This is a genomic window from Vibrio tetraodonis (assembly GCF_003350295.1).
Lineage (GTDB): Bacteria > Pseudomonadota > Gammaproteobacteria > Enterobacterales > Vibrionaceae > Vibrio > Vibrio tetraodonis.
In genome coordinates, this window is record NZ_QLYY01000018.1 from 1 (window position 1) to 20,778 (window position 20,778).

The 20,778-nt window shown below is 41.8% G+C and carries 16 protein-coding genes, 1 rRNA gene and 1 other annotated feature; of the genes, 8 read left to right on the forward strand and 9 right to left on the reverse strand.

Features of this window, described 5'->3' with window-relative positions; genetic code table 11:
* From DPF90_RS20355 to rluD, 4 genes are all read right to left on the reverse strand, one after another.
* Positions 1 to 385, reverse strand: a 16S ribosomal RNA gene (locus DPF90_RS20355); the annotation flags it as partial.
* 470 nt (positions 386 to 855) lie between these two features.
* Complete coding sequence (clpB, locus tag DPF90_RS13805; protein ID WP_114786926.1) at positions 856 to 3,429, reverse strand: ATP-dependent chaperone ClpB; 2,574 nt, start codon at positions 3,427 to 3,429, stop codon at positions 856 to 858.
* Between the two features lie 96 nt (positions 3,430 to 3,525).
* The gene (gene pgeF / locus DPF90_RS13810) at positions 3,526 to 4,254 is read right to left on the reverse strand and encodes a peptidoglycan editing factor PgeF (RefSeq protein WP_114786927.1); all 729 of its coding nucleotides are present in this window, start codon (positions 4,252 to 4,254) and stop codon (positions 3,526 to 3,528) included.
* Position 4,255: 1 nt separating this feature from the next.
* On the reverse strand, positions 4,256 to 5,233 hold the full coding sequence (gene rluD, locus DPF90_RS13815; RefSeq protein ID WP_114786928.1) for a 23S rRNA pseudouridine(1911/1915/1917) synthase RluD: 978 nt from the start codon (positions 5,231 to 5,233) through the stop codon (positions 4,256 to 4,258).
* Positions 5,234 to 5,362: 129 nt separating this feature from the next.
* Between rluD and DPF90_RS13820 the strand changes: the two genes are divergently transcribed.
* From DPF90_RS13820 to yjjX, 6 genes are all read left to right on the forward strand, one after another.
* Positions 5,363 to 6,088: an outer membrane protein assembly factor BamD gene (locus DPF90_RS13820; RefSeq protein ID WP_114786929.1), complete on the forward strand. Its 726-nt coding sequence runs from the start codon at positions 5,363 to 5,365 to the stop codon at positions 6,086 to 6,088.
* Positions 6,089 to 6,411: 323 nt separating this feature from the next.
* On the forward strand, positions 6,412 to 6,741 hold the full coding sequence (gene hpf / locus DPF90_RS13825) for a ribosome hibernation-promoting factor, HPF/YfiA family (protein ID WP_114786930.1): 330 nt from the start codon (positions 6,412 to 6,414) through the stop codon (positions 6,739 to 6,741).
* A gap of 125 nt (positions 6,742 to 6,866) precedes the next feature.
* Positions 6,867 to 6,988: a sequence feature (Phe leader region), on the forward strand.
* 12 nt (positions 6,989 to 7,000) lie between these two features.
* Positions 7,001 to 8,179 (forward strand): prephenate dehydratase, encoded by a 1,179-nt coding sequence (gene pheA / locus DPF90_RS13830; protein ID WP_114786931.1) that lies wholly within the window; start codon positions 7,001 to 7,003, stop codon positions 8,177 to 8,179.
* A 158-nt stretch (positions 8,180 to 8,337) separates the two neighbouring features.
* Positions 8,338 to 9,384, forward strand: coding sequence for a polyamine ABC transporter substrate-binding protein (locus DPF90_RS13835; RefSeq protein ID WP_114786932.1), 1,047 nt, complete (start codon positions 8,338 to 8,340; stop codon positions 9,382 to 9,384).
* Positions 9,368 to 11,713: a putative bifunctional diguanylate cyclase/phosphodiesterase gene (locus DPF90_RS13840; RefSeq protein ID WP_114786933.1), complete on the forward strand. Its 2,346-nt coding sequence runs from the start codon at positions 9,368 to 9,370 to the stop codon at positions 11,711 to 11,713. The genes DPF90_RS13835 and DPF90_RS13840 overlap by 17 nt, the downstream gene beginning before the upstream one ends.
* A complete protein-coding gene (gene yjjX / locus DPF90_RS13845) occupies positions 11,679 to 12,224 on the forward strand; it encodes an inosine/xanthosine triphosphatase (RefSeq protein WP_114786934.1) in 546 nt (181 codons plus the stop codon). The genes DPF90_RS13840 and yjjX overlap by 35 nt, the downstream gene beginning before the upstream one ends.
* A 2-nt stretch (positions 12,225 to 12,226) precedes the next feature.
* Here yjjX and trpR read toward each other — a convergent pair whose 3' ends face one another.
* On the reverse strand, positions 12,227 to 12,523 hold the full coding sequence (gene trpR, locus DPF90_RS13850; RefSeq protein ID WP_114786935.1) for a trp operon repressor: 297 nt from the start codon (positions 12,521 to 12,523) through the stop codon (positions 12,227 to 12,229).
* A 129-nt stretch (positions 12,524 to 12,652) separates the two neighbouring features.
* The gene (gene sltY / locus DPF90_RS13855; protein ID WP_114786936.1) at positions 12,653 to 14,608 is read right to left on the reverse strand and encodes a murein transglycosylase; all 1,956 of its coding nucleotides are present in this window, start codon (positions 14,606 to 14,608) and stop codon (positions 12,653 to 12,655) included.
* 451 nt (positions 14,609 to 15,059) lie between these two features.
* On the opposite strand from sltY, the gene ettA reads away from it, so the two are divergent.
* Complete coding sequence (gene ettA, locus DPF90_RS13860) at positions 15,060 to 16,727, forward strand: energy-dependent translational throttle protein EttA (RefSeq protein WP_114786937.1); 1,668 nt, start codon at positions 15,060 to 15,062, stop codon at positions 16,725 to 16,727.
* A 165-nt stretch (positions 16,728 to 16,892) separates the two neighbouring features.
* Positions 16,893 to 17,264, forward strand: coding sequence for a PilZ domain-containing protein (locus DPF90_RS13865; RefSeq protein ID WP_114786938.1), 372 nt, complete (start codon positions 16,893 to 16,895; stop codon positions 17,262 to 17,264).
* A gap of 107 nt (positions 17,265 to 17,371) precedes the next feature.
* Here the strand turns inward: DPF90_RS13865 and tyrA are convergent, their stop codons facing one another.
* The 3 genes from tyrA to nagZ form a co-directional block, all read right to left on the reverse strand.
* Positions 17,372 to 18,499 (reverse strand): bifunctional chorismate mutase/prephenate dehydrogenase, encoded by a 1,128-nt coding sequence (tyrA, locus tag DPF90_RS13870; RefSeq protein ID WP_114786939.1) that lies wholly within the window; start codon positions 18,497 to 18,499, stop codon positions 17,372 to 17,374.
* A gap of 21 nt (positions 18,500 to 18,520) precedes the next feature.
* The gene (locus DPF90_RS13875; protein WP_114786940.1) at positions 18,521 to 19,594 is read right to left on the reverse strand and encodes a 3-deoxy-7-phosphoheptulonate synthase; all 1,074 of its coding nucleotides are present in this window, start codon (positions 19,592 to 19,594) and stop codon (positions 18,521 to 18,523) included.
* 137 nt (positions 19,595 to 19,731) lie between these two features.
* A complete protein-coding gene (gene nagZ, locus DPF90_RS13880) occupies positions 19,732 to 20,715 on the reverse strand; it encodes a beta-N-acetylhexosaminidase (RefSeq protein WP_114786941.1) in 984 nt (327 codons plus the stop codon).
* Between the last annotated feature and the right edge of the window lie 63 nt (positions 20,716 to 20,778).

The window sequence follows — 20,778 nt, forward strand, 5'->3', positions numbered from 1 at the left end:
TATTCCCCATATTCCCCACTGCTGCCTCCCGTAGGAGTCTGGACCGTGTCTCAGTTCCAGTGTGGCTGATCATCCTCTCAGACCAGCTAGGGATCGTCGCCTTGGTGAGCCCTTACCTCACCAACTAGCTAATCCCACCTGGGCATATCCTGACGCGAGAGGCCCGAAGGTCCCCCTCTTTGAGCCGAAGCTATTATGCGGTATTAGCCATCGTTTCCAATGGTTATCCCCCACATCAGGGCAATTTCCCAGGCATTACTCACCCGTCCGCCGCTCGACGCCGTTATCGTCACCCGAAGGGTCAGATARCTCGTTTCCGCTCGACTTGCATGTGTTAGGCCTGCCGCCAGCGTTCAATCTGAGCCATGATCAAACTCTTCAATTAAAGTTTTGTGCATCTAAGATGCGGCTCAATGAATACTGATAACATTACTGTGTAATGTTGAATTGACTGTGCCGGTATTACTACCGATTGGTCACTCAGTTCATTGATAAATCTTTTTGGATTATCATCAACGAGTGCCCACACAGATTGATAGGTTTAGTTTGTTAAAGAGCGTTCTTCTTTAGTTTTATTTACTACCTAAATAAGAGTCGGCCATTCTAGCCATATAAAGTAAAGAGTCAAACACTTTTCTTTATTTTTCTTTTGCTTAGCCTAGTAAAGCCAAACTGACCGATATATCAGTGCTTCTGCCCTGACAACAAGAGCGGATTATAGAGAAGAATTCTAAGAGCACAAGAGCAAAGCAGTAAAAAATTCAATTTACTGTATCGTTAGCTCACAATTCACACTAAAGGAGTAAAAACCACTCGATAGTAGAGCAAAGATTTACTCTACTATCAGGTATAAGCCTATTGCTGAGCAACTATCTGATCTTTACTCACTGATAGTTTAATCGGCTTGTCTGGTATCACCTTACCAGCAAGGATTGCCTTAGCTAGCGGATTCTCGACACTTTGTTGAATGGCTCTCTTTAACGGTCGAGCACCAAATACAGGATCAAAACCAACTTGAGCAATGAGATCTAGCGCTTTATCTGTTACTTGCAATTTATATCCACCGTCTTCCATTCGCTTGGAGAGTCTATCCAACTGAATAGAGGCAATAGATTTGATATGCTCTTGTGCGAGCGGATGAAACACTACACTCTCATCGACTCGGTTAAGAAACTCAGGACGGAAATGCTTGTTAACCACTTCCATTACTTCTTCCTTTATACCCTGATAATCCAATGAACCAAAGTTTTCTTGGATTCTTGTTGAGCCAAGGTTGGAAGTCATAATAACAACAGTATTGCGAAAATCGACGGTTCGACCTTGGCCATCTGTGAGTCTTCCGTCATCTAGAACTTGGAGCAATATGTTAAACACGTCTGGATGAGCTTTCTCAACTTCATCGAGCAAAATAACTGAGTAAGGCTTTCTTCTGACTGCTTCAGTGATATAGCCACCCTCTTCATATCCAACATATCCTGGAGGAGCACCTACTAGTCTGGCAACGGAGTGTTTCTCCATAAACTCTGACATATCAATACGAACCATGGCGTCTTCACTATCAAATAAAAAGTTAGCTAAAGTCTTACAAAGCTCTGTTTTACCTACACCTGTTGGGCCTAGGAATAAAAATGAACCAATGGGTTTATTGGGGTCAGATAGCCCTGCACGGCTGCGACGAATCGCGTTGGATACCACTTCAACCGCTTCTGTTTGACCAATAACACGAGTGTGGAGAACTTTTTCCATCCTAAGCAGCTTTTCTTTCTCAGCCTCAAGCATCTTAGATACAGGAATACCTGTCTGCTTAGATAGCACTTCGGCTATTTCATTATCCGTGACCTTATTGCGAAGCAGAGTCATTTCCTGCATCTCGGCTTGGGTCGCAAGGTCTAGCTGCTTTTCTAGTTCAGGAATACGCCCATACTGGAGTTCTGACATTCGATTAAGGTCACCAGCACGACGTGCAAAGTCCATATCAAGTCGCGCTTGTTCTAATTCACCTTTTATGTGTTGTGTACCCGATAGCGCTGCTTTCTCAGCATTCCAGACCTCTTCAAGCTCAGCAAAAGCACGCTCTTTATCTTGTAACTCCTCAGTGAGGTTAAAAAGGCGCTTTTCACTCGCTTCATCATGTTCATTGGTCAGTGCTTGCTGCTCGATCTTAAGCTGAACAATTTTTCGTTCAAGCTTATCCAATGATTCTGGTTTAGAATCTATTTGCATTCTGATACTGGATGCCGCTTCGTCGATTAGATCTATCGCTTTATCTGGTAACTGACGGTCCGAAATGTACCTGTGGGACAAACTCGCTGCAGCAACAATCGCTGGATCTGTTATCTCTACATGATGATGAAGTTCATAACGCTCTTTAAGGCCGCGTAGTATTGCCACTGTATCCTCTACTGAAGGCTCATCAACCAATACTTTTTGAAAGCGACGCTCTAGTGCTGGATCTTTTTCTATATACTGACGATATTCATCTAGTGTTGTCGCACCAACGCAATGAAGTTCACCTCTCGCTAAAGCCGGCTTGAGCATATTGCCCGCATCCATTGAACCCTCACCTTTACCAGCTCCGACCATAGTATGAATTTCATCTATGAACAGAATGACGCTGCCCTCTTCTTTAGACAGCTCACTAAGTACGGATTTGAGGCGTTCTTCAAATTCTCCTCGATATTTTGCACCCGCCACCAGAGCTCCCATATCAAGTGAGAGAACTCTTTTATTTCGCAATCCTTCTGGGACTTCATTATTTATGATACGCTGTGCCAAACCCTCGACAATAGCCGTTTTACCGACTCCAGGTTCACCGATAATGACGGGATTGTTTTTGGTGCGTCTTTGCAAGACCTGAATAGTACGACGGATTTCATCATCACGACCGATAACAGGATCTAATTTCCCCTGTTCAGCTCGCTCTGTTAGATCAATAGTGAACTTTTCAAGTGCTTGACGAAGTTCCTCTGCATTCGGGTCATTAACCGTTTGACCACCTCGAATTTTATCAATTGCAGCGCTCAGTTTCGCTTCAGTAAGGCCCAACTCTTTAAGTAACTCACCTAAAGGCCCTTTATCTTCTATTGCCGCGAGGAGGAAGATTTCCGATGAAATATAAGCATCTTTGCGCTTTTGTGCGACCTTATCACAAAGGTTAAATAAGGTTCCCATCGAACTTGATAGTTGTACATCGCCACCAATGCCACTCACTTTGGGCAAACGATCAAGGATTTCACTTAATTTGGATCTCAGGTGAGTAACATCAACATCGAGCGTGGTAAGCAATGGACGAATAGGGCTACCGTTTTGGTCCATTAAAGCAACCATAAGATGAACGGGTTCAATGTATTGGTGATCGCGCCCTAACGCCAGTGATTGTGCGTCAGATATCGCGATTTGAAATTTGCTAGTAAACCTATCAAGGCGCATATCTACCTTCCTAACCTTAACGAAGAAAACTCTTTTAGTCAGTATGATAGATGGATGCGAAAGCAGCGACTTTCAAGGGGAATGTATTGAAAAGTATTATTTATCGATCCAGATAAAAGTAGCTTGTCGACCTGTTATACCATCCCGACGATAGGAAAAAAAACGCTCAGGATCAGAAAAAGTACACATGCCGCTGTAATACACATCGTTAATGCCTATGCTATTCAATCTTTGAGTGATGAGTATGTTCATATCAGCTAACCATTTCAATGGTGAGTTCGTCGGATAAAATGCCTCACAAGCTGAGGGATTTTTTGCGACAAAAGCTTCTACTACGTCCTCCCCTACTTCAAATGCTGACACGCCAATCGCAGGGCCTATCCAAGCCATTACTTGGCTGTCAAATTGTGCAACCGCATTTTCAACAATCCCATTGGCTAAACCGCGCCATCCCGCATGCACTGCCGCCACTTCAGTGCCAGAGATGTTTGATAGCAACACAGGAAGGCAATCAGCTGTCATGGCAGAGCAAACCACGCCCGCATGCTTGGTATATAGACCATCAGCATTGAGTACTTCCTGAGTTGGCTTGGAGACTTCCAACACTGTGGTTGAGTGTGTCTGATTTAACCAAATCGGTGCACTAGGCATCGACGATTGTTGAGCTAACCAAGAGCGATTACTTTCAACATGAGTGATATCATCCCCAACATGACTACCAAGGTTTAACCCTTGGTATTTGCCATTCGAAAAACCCTGCTTACGAGTCGAAGAAAAAGCTTTAACATTTGCAGGCACAGGCCAGTTGGGAATAATCATCTCCACCTTACATGTCTTCCTCAATACCGTGTTCATGAACGTCTTGGCGCAAAGCTTCTGTCATCGATACCATATCTTCAGGTACCGGGGCATGAAACTCTAATTCCTCTCCCGAGATAGGGTGTTCAAACTTAAGCATCACGGCATGTAGGGCCTGACGATCAAATTGGCGTATCATGTTCGCCAATTGTTCCGAAGCCCCAGCAGGAATTCTTGCCCGTCCGCCATAAGCAGAGTCACCAAGCAATGGATGCTGAAGATAAGCCATATGAACACGAATCTGGTGAGTTCGGCCAGTTTCTAACCTTAAACGAATACGCGTATGCTCTCGAAAATGTTCAGCAACGCGATAATGCGTCACTGCTGGCTTACCCATAGGACTAACCGCCATCAATGTGCGTTTTGTAGAATGACGACCGATAGGCTGTTCAACTCGCCCACCAGCTGTCATGCGGCCAATCGCAATAGCTTCATATTCTCGGGTAATATTGCGTTTTTGTAGCGCTCGGACTAAACGCGTTTGTGCTGGCACTGTTTTGGCAACAACCATTAAACCAGTTGTATCTTTGTCGAGACGATGGACAATTCCAGCACGAGGAACTTCGGCAATATCTGGGTAATGATGCAGCAAAGCATTCAATACTGTTCCATCTGGCGTACCCGCTCCCGGATGAACGACAAAGTCCCTCGGTTTATTAATAACGATAATGTCGTCATCTTCGTAAACGATGTCCAACGCAATATCTTGAGCTTCCCAACGCTCTTCATCCTCTAATTCGGCTTGAACGATTATAATTTCACCACCCATAACTTTGGTACGAGGCTTAGTGACAACTTCTCCATTTACCTGAACTTTGCCATCTAATAACCATTCCTTAAGACGAGAACGAGAAAAATCGGCGAATAATTCTGCGATTGCCTGGTCAAGACGCTGACCCAATTGACTATCTTTTACTGTATTACTTAATTCAATCTGCTGAGCCATATCGAACTTTTTCAAAAACTGTGGGACTAATTGCCACTAGTGTGGAAGAATATTGCTCCATTGTATCTGCTCCCGACCAGAAAGTAACGGAAGCAACAAAATATTTATCTCAAGGAATCGAATCCTGACATGAAAAAGCATACTTTATCTGGCTTATTAGCATTATCTGTATTAGTCGGCTGCTCTAGCAGCGATGAGATTGTTCCGGATATCCCACCTTCCGAATTATATTCTGAAGCTCAAGTATCTTTGCAAAGTGGAAACTGGTTATCGGCAATTGATAAGTTGGAAGCTTTGGATTCTAGATATCCATTTGGTGCTTATTCAGAGCAGGTTCAATTAGACCTTATCTATGCCTACTATAAAAATGATGACTTAGCTCTAGGATTAGCAACCATAGAGCGCTTTTCCCGATTAAATCCAACGCATGAAAAGCTTGATTGGGTATTGTATATGCGTGGCCTGACTCACATGGCACAAGATCGTAATTTTATGCATGACTTATTTAACGTAGATCGCAGTGACCGAGATCCAGAACCTGTGAAAAAGGCTTTTGCTGACTTCAAGAAATTACTCGAGCGTTACCCAAATAGCCCATATGCAGAGGACGCTCACAAGCGCATGATTTCGCTAAAAAATCGCCTTGCTGATTACGACCTAGCGACTGCAGATTTTTATCTTCGCCGCGAAGCTTGGATAGCCGCAATCAACCGCGCACAAGAGTTACAAAAAACTTACCCTGACACTGAAGCCGCATTAAGATCGCTTAAAATTCAGCTGGAAGCATATCAAGAGTTGGGCCTAGAAGATGCTGTAAAGCACACTCAACAATTAATTGATTTGAACGATATGTAGATTGTGCTTTTGGGATATTGTGTTAACAACAAGACACTAAACGTATCCCACAAGTGCTCAGATAGCATTGGGGTATGTTTTTTTAAGCCGAGGGGATGCACTAAAAAGTATAGACTTTTTAGTTTATTACACCAACAAACTAGCAACTCCTCATTTCTTCACAAGTCTTTTCTTTCATCCAAAAGTTCAATTCTAGATATCGATCACGTTTAAATTGCCTATCTCGAGACATAAAACGAATATTGATCTTGATCACATTATTTTGGTGTTAGATAGGTAATCTGGAGTTAATCCATTAAGGGTGCTACAGAGGAAGAACATCTATGAAAGTAAACATCACTGGTAAAAATATTAACATCACCTCTGCTATCCGAACTCATATAGAGAGTAAATTTAAGAAGTTAGAAAAATGGCAAGTCGATATTATCAGCTGTCAAGCCTGCTTTAGTGAAGAACCAAATAAACAAATGAAATTTGAGGCAGTGATTACCGTACCTAAAGGTAAATTGGTTGCTTCTGCTATACACGAAGATCTTTATGCCGCTGTTAATGAAGTGGAACAGAAACTTGAGAGACAACTCAATAAGCTACGCCATAAGCCTGAAGCTCGGCGTGCTGAGAAACTAGAGCCCGAAGAAATCGAAGCTGAATAAGCTCTATCTGAATCAGTTTGGAATGACTAGTTAGAAAATAGCGCCTTGTGCGCTATTTTTTTGCTTGACGCTGATTAACCGCTTGCTTATTGTGTTAACGCCATCACAACTATATTGATAGATATGATTCTAAACAACCTGTTCTTTTTTGACTTCTTTTTTCTCCGATAAATCTGGAGGCACTCTCGTTTTCGAAAGATAAGTCAGAAACGAACAGGAAGCCTCCCATTTGGGAGGCTTTTTTAATGAGGACAACAAGATGACTGAACAAAAATACTCACTCGATGATATTCGCTCACGTTTGAATGAGTTAGACGACGAACTGTTAAAGCTCTTATCTGAGAGAAGACAAATGAGTATTGAGGTAGCCAAAAGTAAGGTTCAGACATCTAAACCTGTACGCGACGCAGCTCGTGAGCAACAACTTTTGGTAAAACTAATTAACGCAGGACGTGATAAATATGAGCTGGATGCCCAATATATCACAAAGCTATTTCATACTATTATTGAAGATTCAGTCTTACTTCAACAGTCTTACCTGCAGAACCTCGCTAACCCTGAACTCAGTCGTAAGCCATTAGCTAGGGTCGCATTTCTAGGGGCAAAAGGGTCATACTCTCACCTTGCTAGCCTTGAATATTTCAGCCGAAAAAATACCGAGTTAATCGAGCTTAATTGTCAGCATTTTAAAGAGGTCGCTCAAACGGTTGAATCTGGCCATGCTGACTTTGGCGTTCTACCAATTGAAAATACCAGCTCAGGCTCAATTAATGAGGTGTACGACCTACTTCAACATACGACTTTACACATTGTTGGAGAAATTATTCTGCCAATAGAGCACTGCCTAGTTGCCACGTCAGACGTGCGAATAGAAGACATCAAAACGCTTTACTCACATCCCCAGCCCCATCAGCAATGCAGTGAATTTCTGAGTCGATTTAAAAATATCACACTCGAGTCATGCACTAGTACTGCAGATGCAATGAAAAAAGTAAAAGAAATAAACCAAAGCGATGTCGCTGCCATTGGGCATGCTGCAAGTGGAAAGCTGTATGGTTTACAATCTATACAGACAAATATTGCGAACCAAACAGAAAACCATACTCGCTTTATCATTGTTGCAAGAAAGCCAGTGGAAGTCTCGAGTCAAATTCCAGCGAAAACAACATTAATAATGTCAACTTCTCAGGAAGCAGGATCATTAGTTGCAACCTTACTCGTATTGCAAAAATATTCAATTAACATGAGTAAACTAGAGTCTAGACCTATCATGGGAAATCCATGGGAAGAGATGTTCTATGTAGACTTGGAGTCTCATCTTGAATCAGAGCAAATGCAAAAAGCACTGCAAGAACTTACAAAGCTAACCAAGCATCTCAAGGTCTTAGGATGTTATCCCAGTGAAAATGTGTCGCCCACAACAATAAAAAGTGAATAAAAAAGGAATATAGATCAAATAAATAATCTCATATGACTGACACTAATAAGAAAAATATTTAGTATGACAACATTAGTTGCATATGAATGTAGTGTCAGTCATTTCAGGCATGTCATTTTGAGCGAATTTATCGGAGCATATGGAGCTTCCCGTTTGATATGAGATCGCTATTTCTCCTTTTAATCGCGTTCACCACGCAAAGCTTTTCAGCACAAACCAAAGCACCTATAAACATCTACATGTGGGAAGACACTATATCACCTTACGTCGTTGAAGATTGGGAGTCATCAACGGGCATGCCTCTAAAAGCAACCCATTTTGATAATGATGATGAACGCAACTTATTGATGATGAAAAGTCTTCAATTACCCTTTGATGTAGTGATTTTAGACAATGTCTCAGCCCAAATTTACGGCCGTTTTGGGGCTTTTAAAGATCTCAGTACTCTCAAAAATCGTCACCATAACGGAAACAAATGGTTGCAAGCTTGTGGTGATTACGCTGTCCCCTATTTCTGGGGGACAGTCGGAATAGCATATAGAAAAGACCTAGTCCCAACCCCACCTTCAACATGGAGCGAGTTTACTTCCCCTCCGAAGGAACTGGAAGGGCGTATTGGAATGATCAATGATACGATTGAGAGCTTTCTTCCTACATTTTATAGCTTAGGTTTAGCTCCTGATGAAGGTACCCCCTCAGCCATCAAAGCTGCTTATCCTCAACTACAAAGTTTCAATGAAAAAATATTAACATACGAATATATATTGAGTTACGTAAGGGGAACAGAAAATCACAACGATAAGCTTGCTATGGCTCTAGCCTATAGCGGAGACCAATATTCTCTCAACCGCTATTTTGTTGGTAATAAATGGGCGTTTACGATTCCTGATGGTGAAATATTCATCTGGCTTGATTGCCTTGCTATCAATAACCGCTCAACTAACCCTGAGGGAGCAAAAGCTTTTCTGGAATATTTGATGGACCCTGAGGTGGCTGCAAAAAATGCAATATTTATCAAGGCTTCAACTCCCAATCTTACTGCATTAAAACAAACGCCTGATTGGTATAAAAATGATGCATCATTGTTTCCATCACAGAAAAGAATAGATCAGGGTCGCGTTGATGTAGAGCTATCCCCTGAAAACATCAGTTTACGAACTAAAATACTCAACCGCATTCTAAAACGTCATGAAACTCAGTACTAGAGTACTGTTGCTAGTATCGCCAGTCATCCTAATTAGTGCTGCATTTTCTAGCTACGGTATATATAACAATCAAAAAGATGCGTTAGTAAAACGCGAAAATAGTTACCTTCAATTAACAATGGAAAAGCTGGCAGGGCATTTTCGTCAGTCTGTAGCTATGTTAAATAGTTACTCTTTGACTCTAACGAAAAGCGATATCATACGCCATTATTTCATCAAGGAAGATAACCCATATCGCGAGATGGAACTCATCGATACGCTGCACACTACGCTCTCTAGCCTTCAGGTAAATAAAAATAGCGATGTGGCAATAGCGATCCTTGATCACTCTCGTAGTCCCTTGTTTTATGCCGATAATCAACTTGACCCGTTTTCAACGCTCGATAAAAAGGTGCATAATTTTGTAGAAGCTAATTATCGGTTGACTGGAAGTGATTCTTTTATCGGATTTACCCAAAACCATCAGGGTCAAAGTGTCCTAGTCCGTTACGATGTCCTAGATATTGACACTTTAATGTCACCACTTAGTTATAATAGAGATCATTTCTTCTTTGTTGTTGTCTATATATCCTTAGACAAGTTTGATCAGCTCAAACATATTATTGAGTTTGACAATGACACCAGTATCTATTTCAGTGATTACCCTATTGTAAAATCGGGTCTAACTCAATCGGTTGAGCTGTTATCAGATATTTATGCTGTTTTGGATCCTGCTCAATATTTACTTACAGAGCAACTTTATACGATTAAACAGAGGCTGCTCCTTTTTTTTGGCGCTTCCACCGTAGTCACTATTTTTATTCTACTCTTTCTACTACATAACCGAGTTATCAGCCCGATTACTTTTTTAGATAAACAGTTACAGCAAGTAGAACAGCGACAAAGTTTTAATATTCAGCGCCTTAACACTAGCGATGAGATTGGACGACTATCAGCTAGATTCTACGACATGTATAAGGAGCTCAGTTCGATCTATCAAAAAACCAAGGCGATGGCTGAAAATGACCATTTAACCCAACTCGCGAATAGATACCAATTTCAAGTATATGTAAACCAAGCAATAAGAGATAATATTCTATGTACTCAGGCTTGGATTTTGTATATTGATTTAGACAATTTTAAATACGTTAATGACAAATATGGTCATCATGTAGGTGACTCTCTCCTAATCGATTTCGCGGAGCATATTCGTACAGTCAGCCATACATATGAACAGAAACAATGCACAAAATGCCTCGCATCAAGATTATCTGGTGATGAGTTTGCTATTTTTATTTCCTCTTCAACAAGCAGTGATTATTCTTATCAACTCGCCGTAGATATCCTAGAGCCAATACAAAACTCTCAAGGATCCCCCTTGGGTAATTTTCCAATCACTGCAAGTATAGGTATCGCAACCTACCCTGATGATGGCCAAGATCTGGAAAAACTACTTTCCAATGCAGATACAGCTATGTATCAAGCCAAACGAGCAGGAAAGAATCAAATTGCGCGATACTCACAAGAGCTAGATGAAGTTGTACGACGCAGAAATCAAATAGAACAAGCACTGAGAAACGGGGAGTTCGATGATGAGTTTTCATTGATGTACCAACCCTACTTTGACCGTTCAGGTAAGAAAATTGTGGGGGTTGAAGCATTACTGCGTTGGTTTTCCCCAAACATGGGAAAAGTCAATCCTGCAGAATTTATCCCCATTTCGGAAAAAACAGGCCTATTTGGTAAAATTGATCGTTGGGTTATTCATCAGGCATTCAAAGACTTCCAAGCATTGCAAGAGTGCTTCGAATACCCTCTTCAATTGTCTATTAATTTATCCTCTGCTGAATTGGATTCCCAGCAGTTAGCAAGAGACATACAAACGGCAGCTCAAAAATATCACGTAAAGCCCAGTTTAGTTGACTTCGAAATTACTGAAACTTTTGCGACTGACTCACAAAGCTATCCTCTGCTGCATGAACTTTCTCTAATGGGCTTCAAGCTAGCTATTGATGATTTTGGTTCAGGTTACACCTCTATCACTCAATTAGTGGAGTATCCAGTACAGAAGATCAAACTCGACAGAGAGTTTCTGACCACATTGATAAAAACCCAAAATCAAAAAGTCATCAAGCCATTGGTAGAACTATGCCACTCGCAATCAATGATAGTAATCGCTGAAGGAATAGAGTCTGTATCTATGTTAAACTGGCTCACTGACAACCAGTGTGACTATATGCAGGGTTATTTCCTATCTCCACCTCTATCACTATCAGAATTAAAAATTATCAATCAACCAGAACATAGGTGTAAAGATGTCAATACAGAAAGTTGTTATCACTTCTCTTAACCCTGCGAAGAAGAGGGCTGTAGAGAGTGCTTTTGAGGCTGTATTTGGCTCTCAGCGCTTTGATTTTATGTCGATTAAAGTACCAAGCGATGTTGCAGATCAACCTATGTGCGATAAAGAAACTCGTCGGGGTGCTATTAACCGGGTAAAAAATGCAAAAAGAAACCAGCCAAATGCAGACTATTACGTGGGCCTAGAAGCAGGAATAGAGGGTAATTCTACTTTTGCATGGATGATAATAGAGTCATCGACACAGAGAGGGGAGTCTCGCTCGGCCAGTTTAATACTTCCCCCTCTGGTATTAGAAAAACTGGTAGATGCAAACGAGCTGGGTGATGTAATGGACGACGTGTTTGGCACCGAAAATATTAAGCAAAAAGGTGGGGCGATTAGCCTATTAACCCATGACCGCCTTACACGTAGTCGTGTCTATCATCAAGCCTTGATATTAGCACTGGTTCCATTCACTAACCCTGAATACTTCCCCAACAACCTCCTAAATATCGATTAACCTTATTCGATATTTAGGAGTGAGAGTATCTGAGCTCTTTCTGTTGCTGACTTTGATTTTAACTCATTAGAGCCCCGGGTTATTGTCGCGACTCCCACACCCAATTTATTGCTTATCTGCCTTTGAGAAAGCTCACCTTTAAGTAATTCACAACAAATGTTTACTCGCGCAATCAAAGCCTCTCTCTCATCCGCAGTCAGTAGCATAGTAAGCAGCATCTCGTGTTGATTAGCTGTAGTGCTGCTTTTTATTAGATCTAAGATTTGTTGCCACTCATGATATTCGGTTTGTGTTGCCATTTATTGTACAGTTCCAAGAATTCTTAAGACAGATAGGGCTTGCTGGCCCTTTTGGGGTTGAATAGTAGCCAAAGTAAAAGCTCTTTAATCAAGTAAGATATTCAAATATGCTCTTTTAATGTTTAAACGCTAATACCTAGTTTCAATCTCATGCTGGTTTAAAAACGCACCATCTACTCCTAACAGATCACGGTAATATGTCTCGAACATCAAGATATTTTGGACATAGCCACGTGTTTCTTTAAATGGGATAGCTTCTATAAAAGCATAGGCATCAAGCCGGCCTTGGGTACGTTCTCGCCAAGTCTTGACTCTATGCGGCCCCGCATTATACGCCGCAAGAGCAAAGACTCGATTATTATCGTACCTGTCTAGCAAACCTTTCAAATAGTGACTGCCAATTTCAATATTTTTTCCGACTTCATACAAATCATTACTGCTGCGATACATTAATTGATATTTACGTGCCGTATATTTAGCCGTAGACGGCATGACTTGCATAATGCCTCTTGCACCAACAGGCGATCTTGCTAGAGCATCAAGTGCACTCTCCTGCCGAGCCAAAGACATCAACGTAATAGGGTCAATACTATGCTTTTCGCCATAAAAGTCGAACCACCACTGATGAGCCACGGGAAAACGCAGCTCGATATTGTCCCACATTTTAGCTTGAATACTAGCTTTGACAGACAGATGGGACCATTGCTTATTGGCAGCATAAGCGGCTAACATTTCTTTTTGTTCGTCATTAGCTCGGTCGAGTAACCATTGCCATTCATTTTTTGCGACTGCAATTTTATCACGTTCGATCAACTCTTCAATTCTAATTAAAGTGGTTCGAAACGGTTGTACTGCCTCTTGCTGAAAAGAAATAGTAGAGACAGGATAGTTAATCGAGCGCTTAATCTCTTTCGCTGCAGCAACACTGTAAAAGTTTCTCTGGCCAACAATTTTCTCTAGACGTTGACTCCCCTGCTTAATTTTTCCCTCTGCCAACTCACTTCGGCCCAACCAATATTGCCAGCGTAAACTTGCCTGATTGCTTTCAGGAAGTAAATCAATCCAATTAATGATCCCCTGCCAATCGGCGTCCTGTATTGCAAGTCGTATGCGTCTTTCTATCAGCTTATAGTTGGATGAGGTGGCTATTTTTTTATCACGCCAGTGTTGCTGCAGCAGCGAATCTGTATTGATTAATCGAAATGCTAGATGATCTGCCAAATCCTGAACTTGTTTCTTCGACATTTTCTTAGCCGAGACCACTTGCTCAAAAACACTAAAAGCTTTTTTACTATTTTTGCGAGCAAGTTTTCTTAAAGCCATTGCTGTCAAGGTTCGATACCAATCATTATCTGGCTTCTCAAACGCAAAATCGAGTACTTGTTCAGGGCGATTGAATAAGACTTTCATTTCCTTCGCTTGCTGCTGGGCTTTTTTCGTTCTGAGCTGCTTTCTCAAAAAATTCATCAGAGAGCCGTTACTTGTTTCGAATACAAGTTGCATTCGATCTAAAATATCTTGATCTGTTCTAACTCCTGATTGATCCCAAGCACTAAAAAGGCCATCACAAGCGTCAGAAATACTCTCTCCTGAACGCCATAGCTTCTTGGCTCCGATAAAGGCTTTGTCTTTGTGTCCCGATTTGTATAAAGCATAGTAATAATGACATTGATAGCTTTCTCCTCTAGGCTCAACCCTTTGGAATTCAATTAGCTTTTTCCACTGTTTTTTATGCGCAAGGCTATCGATATAAGGGGCTCGTATTCGGCCAGAAAAAGGTACTGTTTTGTAATTTTCAATAAAGGTATCAACTTCTTGTGGCGTTCTATCACCAATGTTAATCAAAAAGGCTCGGTAATCTGTATAGGGAGTGAGCGGATAGTCCTCAATTTGTTCACGAATATTAAAATACTGAGATACCTTCCCTGCATCCAATAAACGATGGGCTTTATCATAAATTCTGCGTTGCTGTTGAAGATCGCCAGCTAGGACAGGTAAGACAATTATTGAGCTGCAAACCATTGCCCCTAACGCAAGAGACAGTGAATGAATGCGATGCAGCGACTTAGGAAACATTAGTGTCATAAGTTCTCATCCCATAGAGAAATTAAGGTTTAGTTCGCGGTTATCTACGATTACTACAACAATCTGATACACGCTAGAAGAGAGCGTGTTGGTCTACTTTCAGCTCAGCCGAACTAGGCTGTTACCATTCTATTTCTTAAAACTCTTTTTAAAGGATAGCCATAAAAACAAGCTATGCATCACAAAAAAACCAATAGGCTTCTTTCTCAAATTAGAAAAAAACAGTGTGTTTACAAATCACTCCCAACATACCCCCATTCTAAACAGAACAGTCCACTTACTAGATATAAATACTAATAAAATCATATCAACGTGAAGCAAGTCGATAAAATCAATCCAATTAAAAACAAAAAAATCAGAATGATTATCCCTTGCTTGGACGGTAACAAAGCGTCTCGTCTTAGTATAAAATAGCCTTTTATTTCAATTCATAGTCTAGGGACAATCGGCAATGGCTGAATACGTATATACCATGTCTCGGGTGAGCAAAGTTGTGCCACCGAAACGTCAAATTCTCAAAGATATCTCTCTTAGCTTTTTTCCCGGAGCAAAAATCGGCGTTCTAGGTCTAAACGGTGCGGGTAAATCCACTTTACTGCGTATCATGGCCGGTATTGACACTGATATAGATGGCGAAGCGCGCCCACAGCCTGGCTTGAATGTCGGTTACTTACCTCAAGAGCCGGTTCTTGATGAGTCAAAAACAGTGCGAGAAATTGTCGAACAAGCGGTATCTGACGTTGCTGGAGCAATGAAGCGACTGGATGAAGTTTACGCTGCCTACGCAGAGCCTGATGCCGACTTTGACGCGCTGGCAAAAGAGCAAGGAGAGCTTGAAGCTTTAATACAAGCTAAAGATGGACATAACTTGGAAAATGCTCTTGAACGAGCGGCAGATGCATTGCGTTTACCTGAATGGGATGCACAGATTAAACACTTATCTGGTGGTGAAAGACGCCGAGTCGCCATTTGCCGACTGTTACTTGAAAAGCCCGATATGTTACTGCTTGATGAACCAACTAACCACCTAGATGCAGAATCTGTAGCCTGGCTTGAGCGCTTCTTAGTTGACTATACGGGGACGGTAGTCGCAATTACCCACGACCGTTACTTCCTCGACAACGCGGCTGGATGGATTCTAGAGTTAGATAGAGGTGAAGGCATTCCTTGGCAAGGTAACTACACGTCTTGGCTAGAGCAGAAAGACGCACGTTTACAACAAGAAGCGTCTCAAGAAAAAGCCAGACAAAAAACCATAGAGAAAGAGCTAGAATGGGTACGTCAAAATCCTAAAGGACGCCAAGCTAAATCAAAAGCTCGTATGGCTCGATTCGAAGAGCTTCAAAGTAACGATCACCAAAAGCGTAATGAAACTAACGAGCTGTTCATTCCGCCAGGTGAGCGCTTAGGTGACAAGGTTATCGATGCAAAGAACATCTCTAAGTCATTTGATGGACGTGTATTAATTGATGATTTGTCCTTTAGCATTCCCAAAGGTGCGATCGTAGGAATCATAGGTGCTAACGGTGCTGGTAAGTCAACGCTATTTAAGATGCTAAGTGGCGTGGAGCAACCTGATTCGGGAAGTATTGAAATAGGTGATACTGTCAAACTAGCTTCGGTAGATCAGTTCCGCGATAGCATGGATGATAAAAAATCCGTCTTTCAGGAAATTTCTGAAGGTGCTGATATTATCAAAATCAACAACTTTGAGATCCCAGCACGAGCATACTGCTCTCGCTTCAACTTCAAAGGCAGCGACCAACAGAAAATTATTGGAGAGTTATCAGGGGGCGAACGTAACAGAGTACACTTAGCCAAGCTGTTAAAAGCTGGCGGCAATGTATTACTACTTGACGAACCTACCAACGACCTAGACGTAGAGACTCTCAGAGCTTTAGAAGAAGCACTATTGGAATTCCCAGGCTGCGCCATGGTTATCTCTCACGACCGTTGGTTCTTAGACCGAATTGCAACCCACATTATTGACTATCGTGATGAAGGTCAGGTCAACTTCTATGAAGGTAACTATACTGAATACATGGAATGGCTGAAGAAAACGTTAGGGCCAGATGCGGCGGAACCTCATCGAATCAAGTATAAGCGTATTACTAAATAAATTTCGCTTAGCATTCGTAGTAAGGCCGCTTAACTTAGCGGCCTTACTTGTTTCAACGCCACAGCAAACAAAGCCATAATCTCACCTTGTTGATATTAAAGGCTAAGTGGTAGTTATTCCTGATTGGTGATCATTGAATACTAAGTACCACAGAGAGAGACAGTCATGATAGAACGCAGACAATTTTCGCGTATTATTTACCAGACGCCGGCAGTGTTATCTCAACATAATAAGGTAGTAGAATGCTTTATTTGCGATTTATCCCTGCACGGACTGCTACTCACGTCTGATAACGCAGACGAGTTAAGCCTTAATACCATGGTAGATGTAGAATTTTCGCTTCAAGACACTGATATCGTTATTGAACTTGTGGGAGAAGTTGTTGGCCTCAACAGCAATGTAATACGCCTGAGTATCGACCACATTGACATCGAAAGTATTGGGCACCTTAAAAGGTTAATCGAATTGAATGTGGGAGACGATGAACTTCTCCACAGAGATATAGAACACTTAACCGATTTGGGAGAATATCACTAGTTGTAAGAATACAAAATAGGCAACAACTCATAGGCCAGAACAAAAGTCTGACCTAATACCAGAAGACCGAATTGTGCCTCGGAAACATCTACTAACACTGGGAGACATTATCCCCTGTGTACAGCATCATTTGCCTGTTTCAACAAATTTTGGCTCTCATACAGAAAATGCTGGGAGTACTCACCAAACCACTCACTGACCTTATCAAAACTAGCAACAAAAGCTTGCTTATCTCGTTTATCAAGTATCTTAATCGCTTCGCCAAAACAGTGATGAAAGCGCTTAATCATCTGGATATTCTCATCCGATGAGAGAATAATGTCAGCATATAGGTTAGGATCTTGTCCGAATAAACGCCCTACCATAGCCAATTCAAGCCGATAAATAGGCGAACTGAGCTTAAGAAGCTTATCAATGCTTGGATTCTCTCGGCTCAAATGTAAACCATAAGCAAATGAAGTGAAGTGACGTAACGCTTGAATAAATGTCATACCATGATCATGTTCATAGGCTTCCATGTCACACAAACTTGCGCCCCATATAGAAAACTGTTTCAATAACCATTGGTATTGCTCTTCACCTCGACCATTACAACAAACAATGACTTGCTTGGCTAAACTCGGCACATCAGGTCCGAACATAGGGTGAAGCCCTACTACCGGTCCATGGTGAATATCTAGCATGGCCTGCAACGGCTTAGCCTTAATCGATGTCAAATCACAAAGAATACAGTTTTTAGGTAAATTACCCAGTTTACCGATTACCTCTAGTGTGAGGTTTATAGGTACAGTAACAACCACCAGGCCAGCGTTAGCTAGCGTATCACCGGCTTGCTCCCAGTCATCACTGCCAATGACTTCAACTTGATAGCCCGATAAGGTAAACATTTTACCAAACAAGCGCCCTAGCTTGCCTTGACCACCAACTATTATCACAGTCCCCAACTCGGGATTCAAACACTTAAAGCCGGCGTCTTTCTCACTTGCATAAGATTCTCGCATGGTACGGCGTAAAATATCTTCAATCAGCTGAGGAGGAACACCAATCTTTTCAGCTTCTTCACGGCGTGACGTTAACATGGCCGCTTCACGATCAGGAGCGTAAATGGGTAAACCATGAGTGCTTTTCACCTCACCAACCTGCTCCACCAAGGATAAACGTTGTGCCAATAAATCAAGAATTTTCTTATCGACAGCATCTATTTGATCGCGCAATGCGTTCAGTTCAACAGCCATGCGTATTCCTTTTTTAGTCTTCTAACCTTTAACTCGTTGCACCAAAAATGGCACCAACTCACTATGTGCTCGACGTAATAATGCCTCAGTGTCATCCCAATTAATACAAGCATCGGTAATTGAAACACCATATTCCATTTGATCAAATGGGATGTCCGAAGCTTGATTACCTTCGTTGATATGACTTTCAATCATCAAGCCCATAATGGACTTGTTACCCTCTCGGATTTGGTGAATCACATCTTCAGCAACCAGTGGCTGGCGACGGAAATCTTTTCGAGAGTTGGCATGACTGCAATCAACCATCAAGGATGGGGACAATCCTGCTTTTTCCATCTCCTGCTCGCACTCTGTCACCGATACTGAATCATAATTGGTCTGCTTCCCACCACGCAAAATCACATGGCCATCCGTGTTACCTTGGGTCGTTAGCAATGCCACTTGCCCTTCACGGCTGATCCCCATGAATCTATGACTCGAAGAGGCCGCTTGCATGGCGTTTATGGCTGTAGATAGACTGCCGTCTGTACCATTTTTAAATCCGATTGGCATTGATAGACCGCTGGCCATTTCACGGTGAGTTTGAGACTCTGTGGTTCTCGCACCAATTGCGGCCCAGCTAAAAGTATCAGCAAGGTACTGAGGACTTATAGGATCGAGAGCCTCAGTAGCAAGAGGGATTTCCATCTCAGCCAAATCCACCAATAACCTTCGGCCAACATGTAATCCTTGCTCTATATCAAATGAGCCGTCAAGTTGAGGATCATTAATCAAGCCTTTCCAGCCCACAGTCGTTCTAGGCTTTTCAAAATAAACTCGCATTACGAGGTAAATATGATCATTTAATTGCTCAGAAAGTGCTTTCAAGCGCCTAGCATAATCTTTGGCAGCATCGATATCATGAATTGAACATGGCCCACAGACAACCAACAAACGATGATCTTTTTTATGAATAATGTCCGATATTGTCTGACGAGACTGTTGAATAAAATGGCGAGCCTTTTCACTTAACGGCAACTTTGCTTTAAGTTCCTCAGGAGTGATAAGCACCTGCTCTTCGGTAATATTTATATTGCTCAATTCACTTTTTTGCATAACCACACTTTGTACATATAAGTTTACATCAATTCACCTCAAACCTGCCAAGGCAGGACAAACAAACCTTATCAGTCTTTGTTAAAAATTCAAAGTGTAAATCAAAAAAAACATTATGTAATAAAATATTTACAAACTTAGTCAGGGATGAATTTCATCGCCTCTGATGCATTTTTCCACTCTTGACTACGACGAAGTTCGTCAAGTTTAAACGATTGCTTCTTTAACAAACCCGTAGCCTTTGGAACCTGACTGATTGGCAAAGTATCTAGCACCTTGACTTGGGCATCACGTTGGTTACAAACAAGTATCATGTCACAACCTGCTGCTAATGATTTTTGCGCACGCTCTGCAACATTGCCCATGACCGCTGCACCTTCCATGGTCAAATCATCAGAAAAAATAATCCCTTTAAAGCCTAACTGTTCTCTTAATACTTTCTGCAACCAATATTCTGAACCACTCGCTGGCCTGGGATCATAATGAGGAAAAATAACATGAGCTGGCATCATGGCATCAAGCAAATTGTTTTTTATCTGAGCATCAAAAATTGCCATGTCCTGCTCAAAGATTGACTCTCGATTATCGCGGGGTGTTTCAAGGTGAGAATCTTCTGTTACCCCACCATGGCCTGGAAAATGTTTCCCTGTTGTCGACATTCCCACAGACTTCATTCCGCGCATAAATGCGCTGCTATGGCGAACTATGGTATCAATACTTTCACCAAAAGAACGACTTCCTATCGCTTTAGATTGATGACCTTTATCGAGCACCGGGGCAAAACTAAGATCGATATCATGAGCAATCAATTCAGCGGCCATGAGCCACCCTCCTAGCTCAGCTAACTTTTCACCTTGCGGCTGTTTAGCATACAGCTCTGCTGCTGGAATGTTAGAAAAACCCTGTTTAAAGCGCTGTACTCTTCCCCCTTCCTGATCGACGCCAATTAAAATAGGCTTCTTAGCGGCGGTTCGAATTGACTTATTTAGTGCCATAAGCTGTTCATTATCATAGTAATTTCGAGAAAAGAGTATGACTCCTCCAACTGTCGGATGCTGAAGGATTTCTCTATCTTCCGCCGTCAATTCACACCCTTTCACATCAAGCCATAAAGGTCCCATACCATTCTTCCTCATTATTTAAATAACTAGCAAAGTATTATCGTTGCAAAGAGACAAAGATAA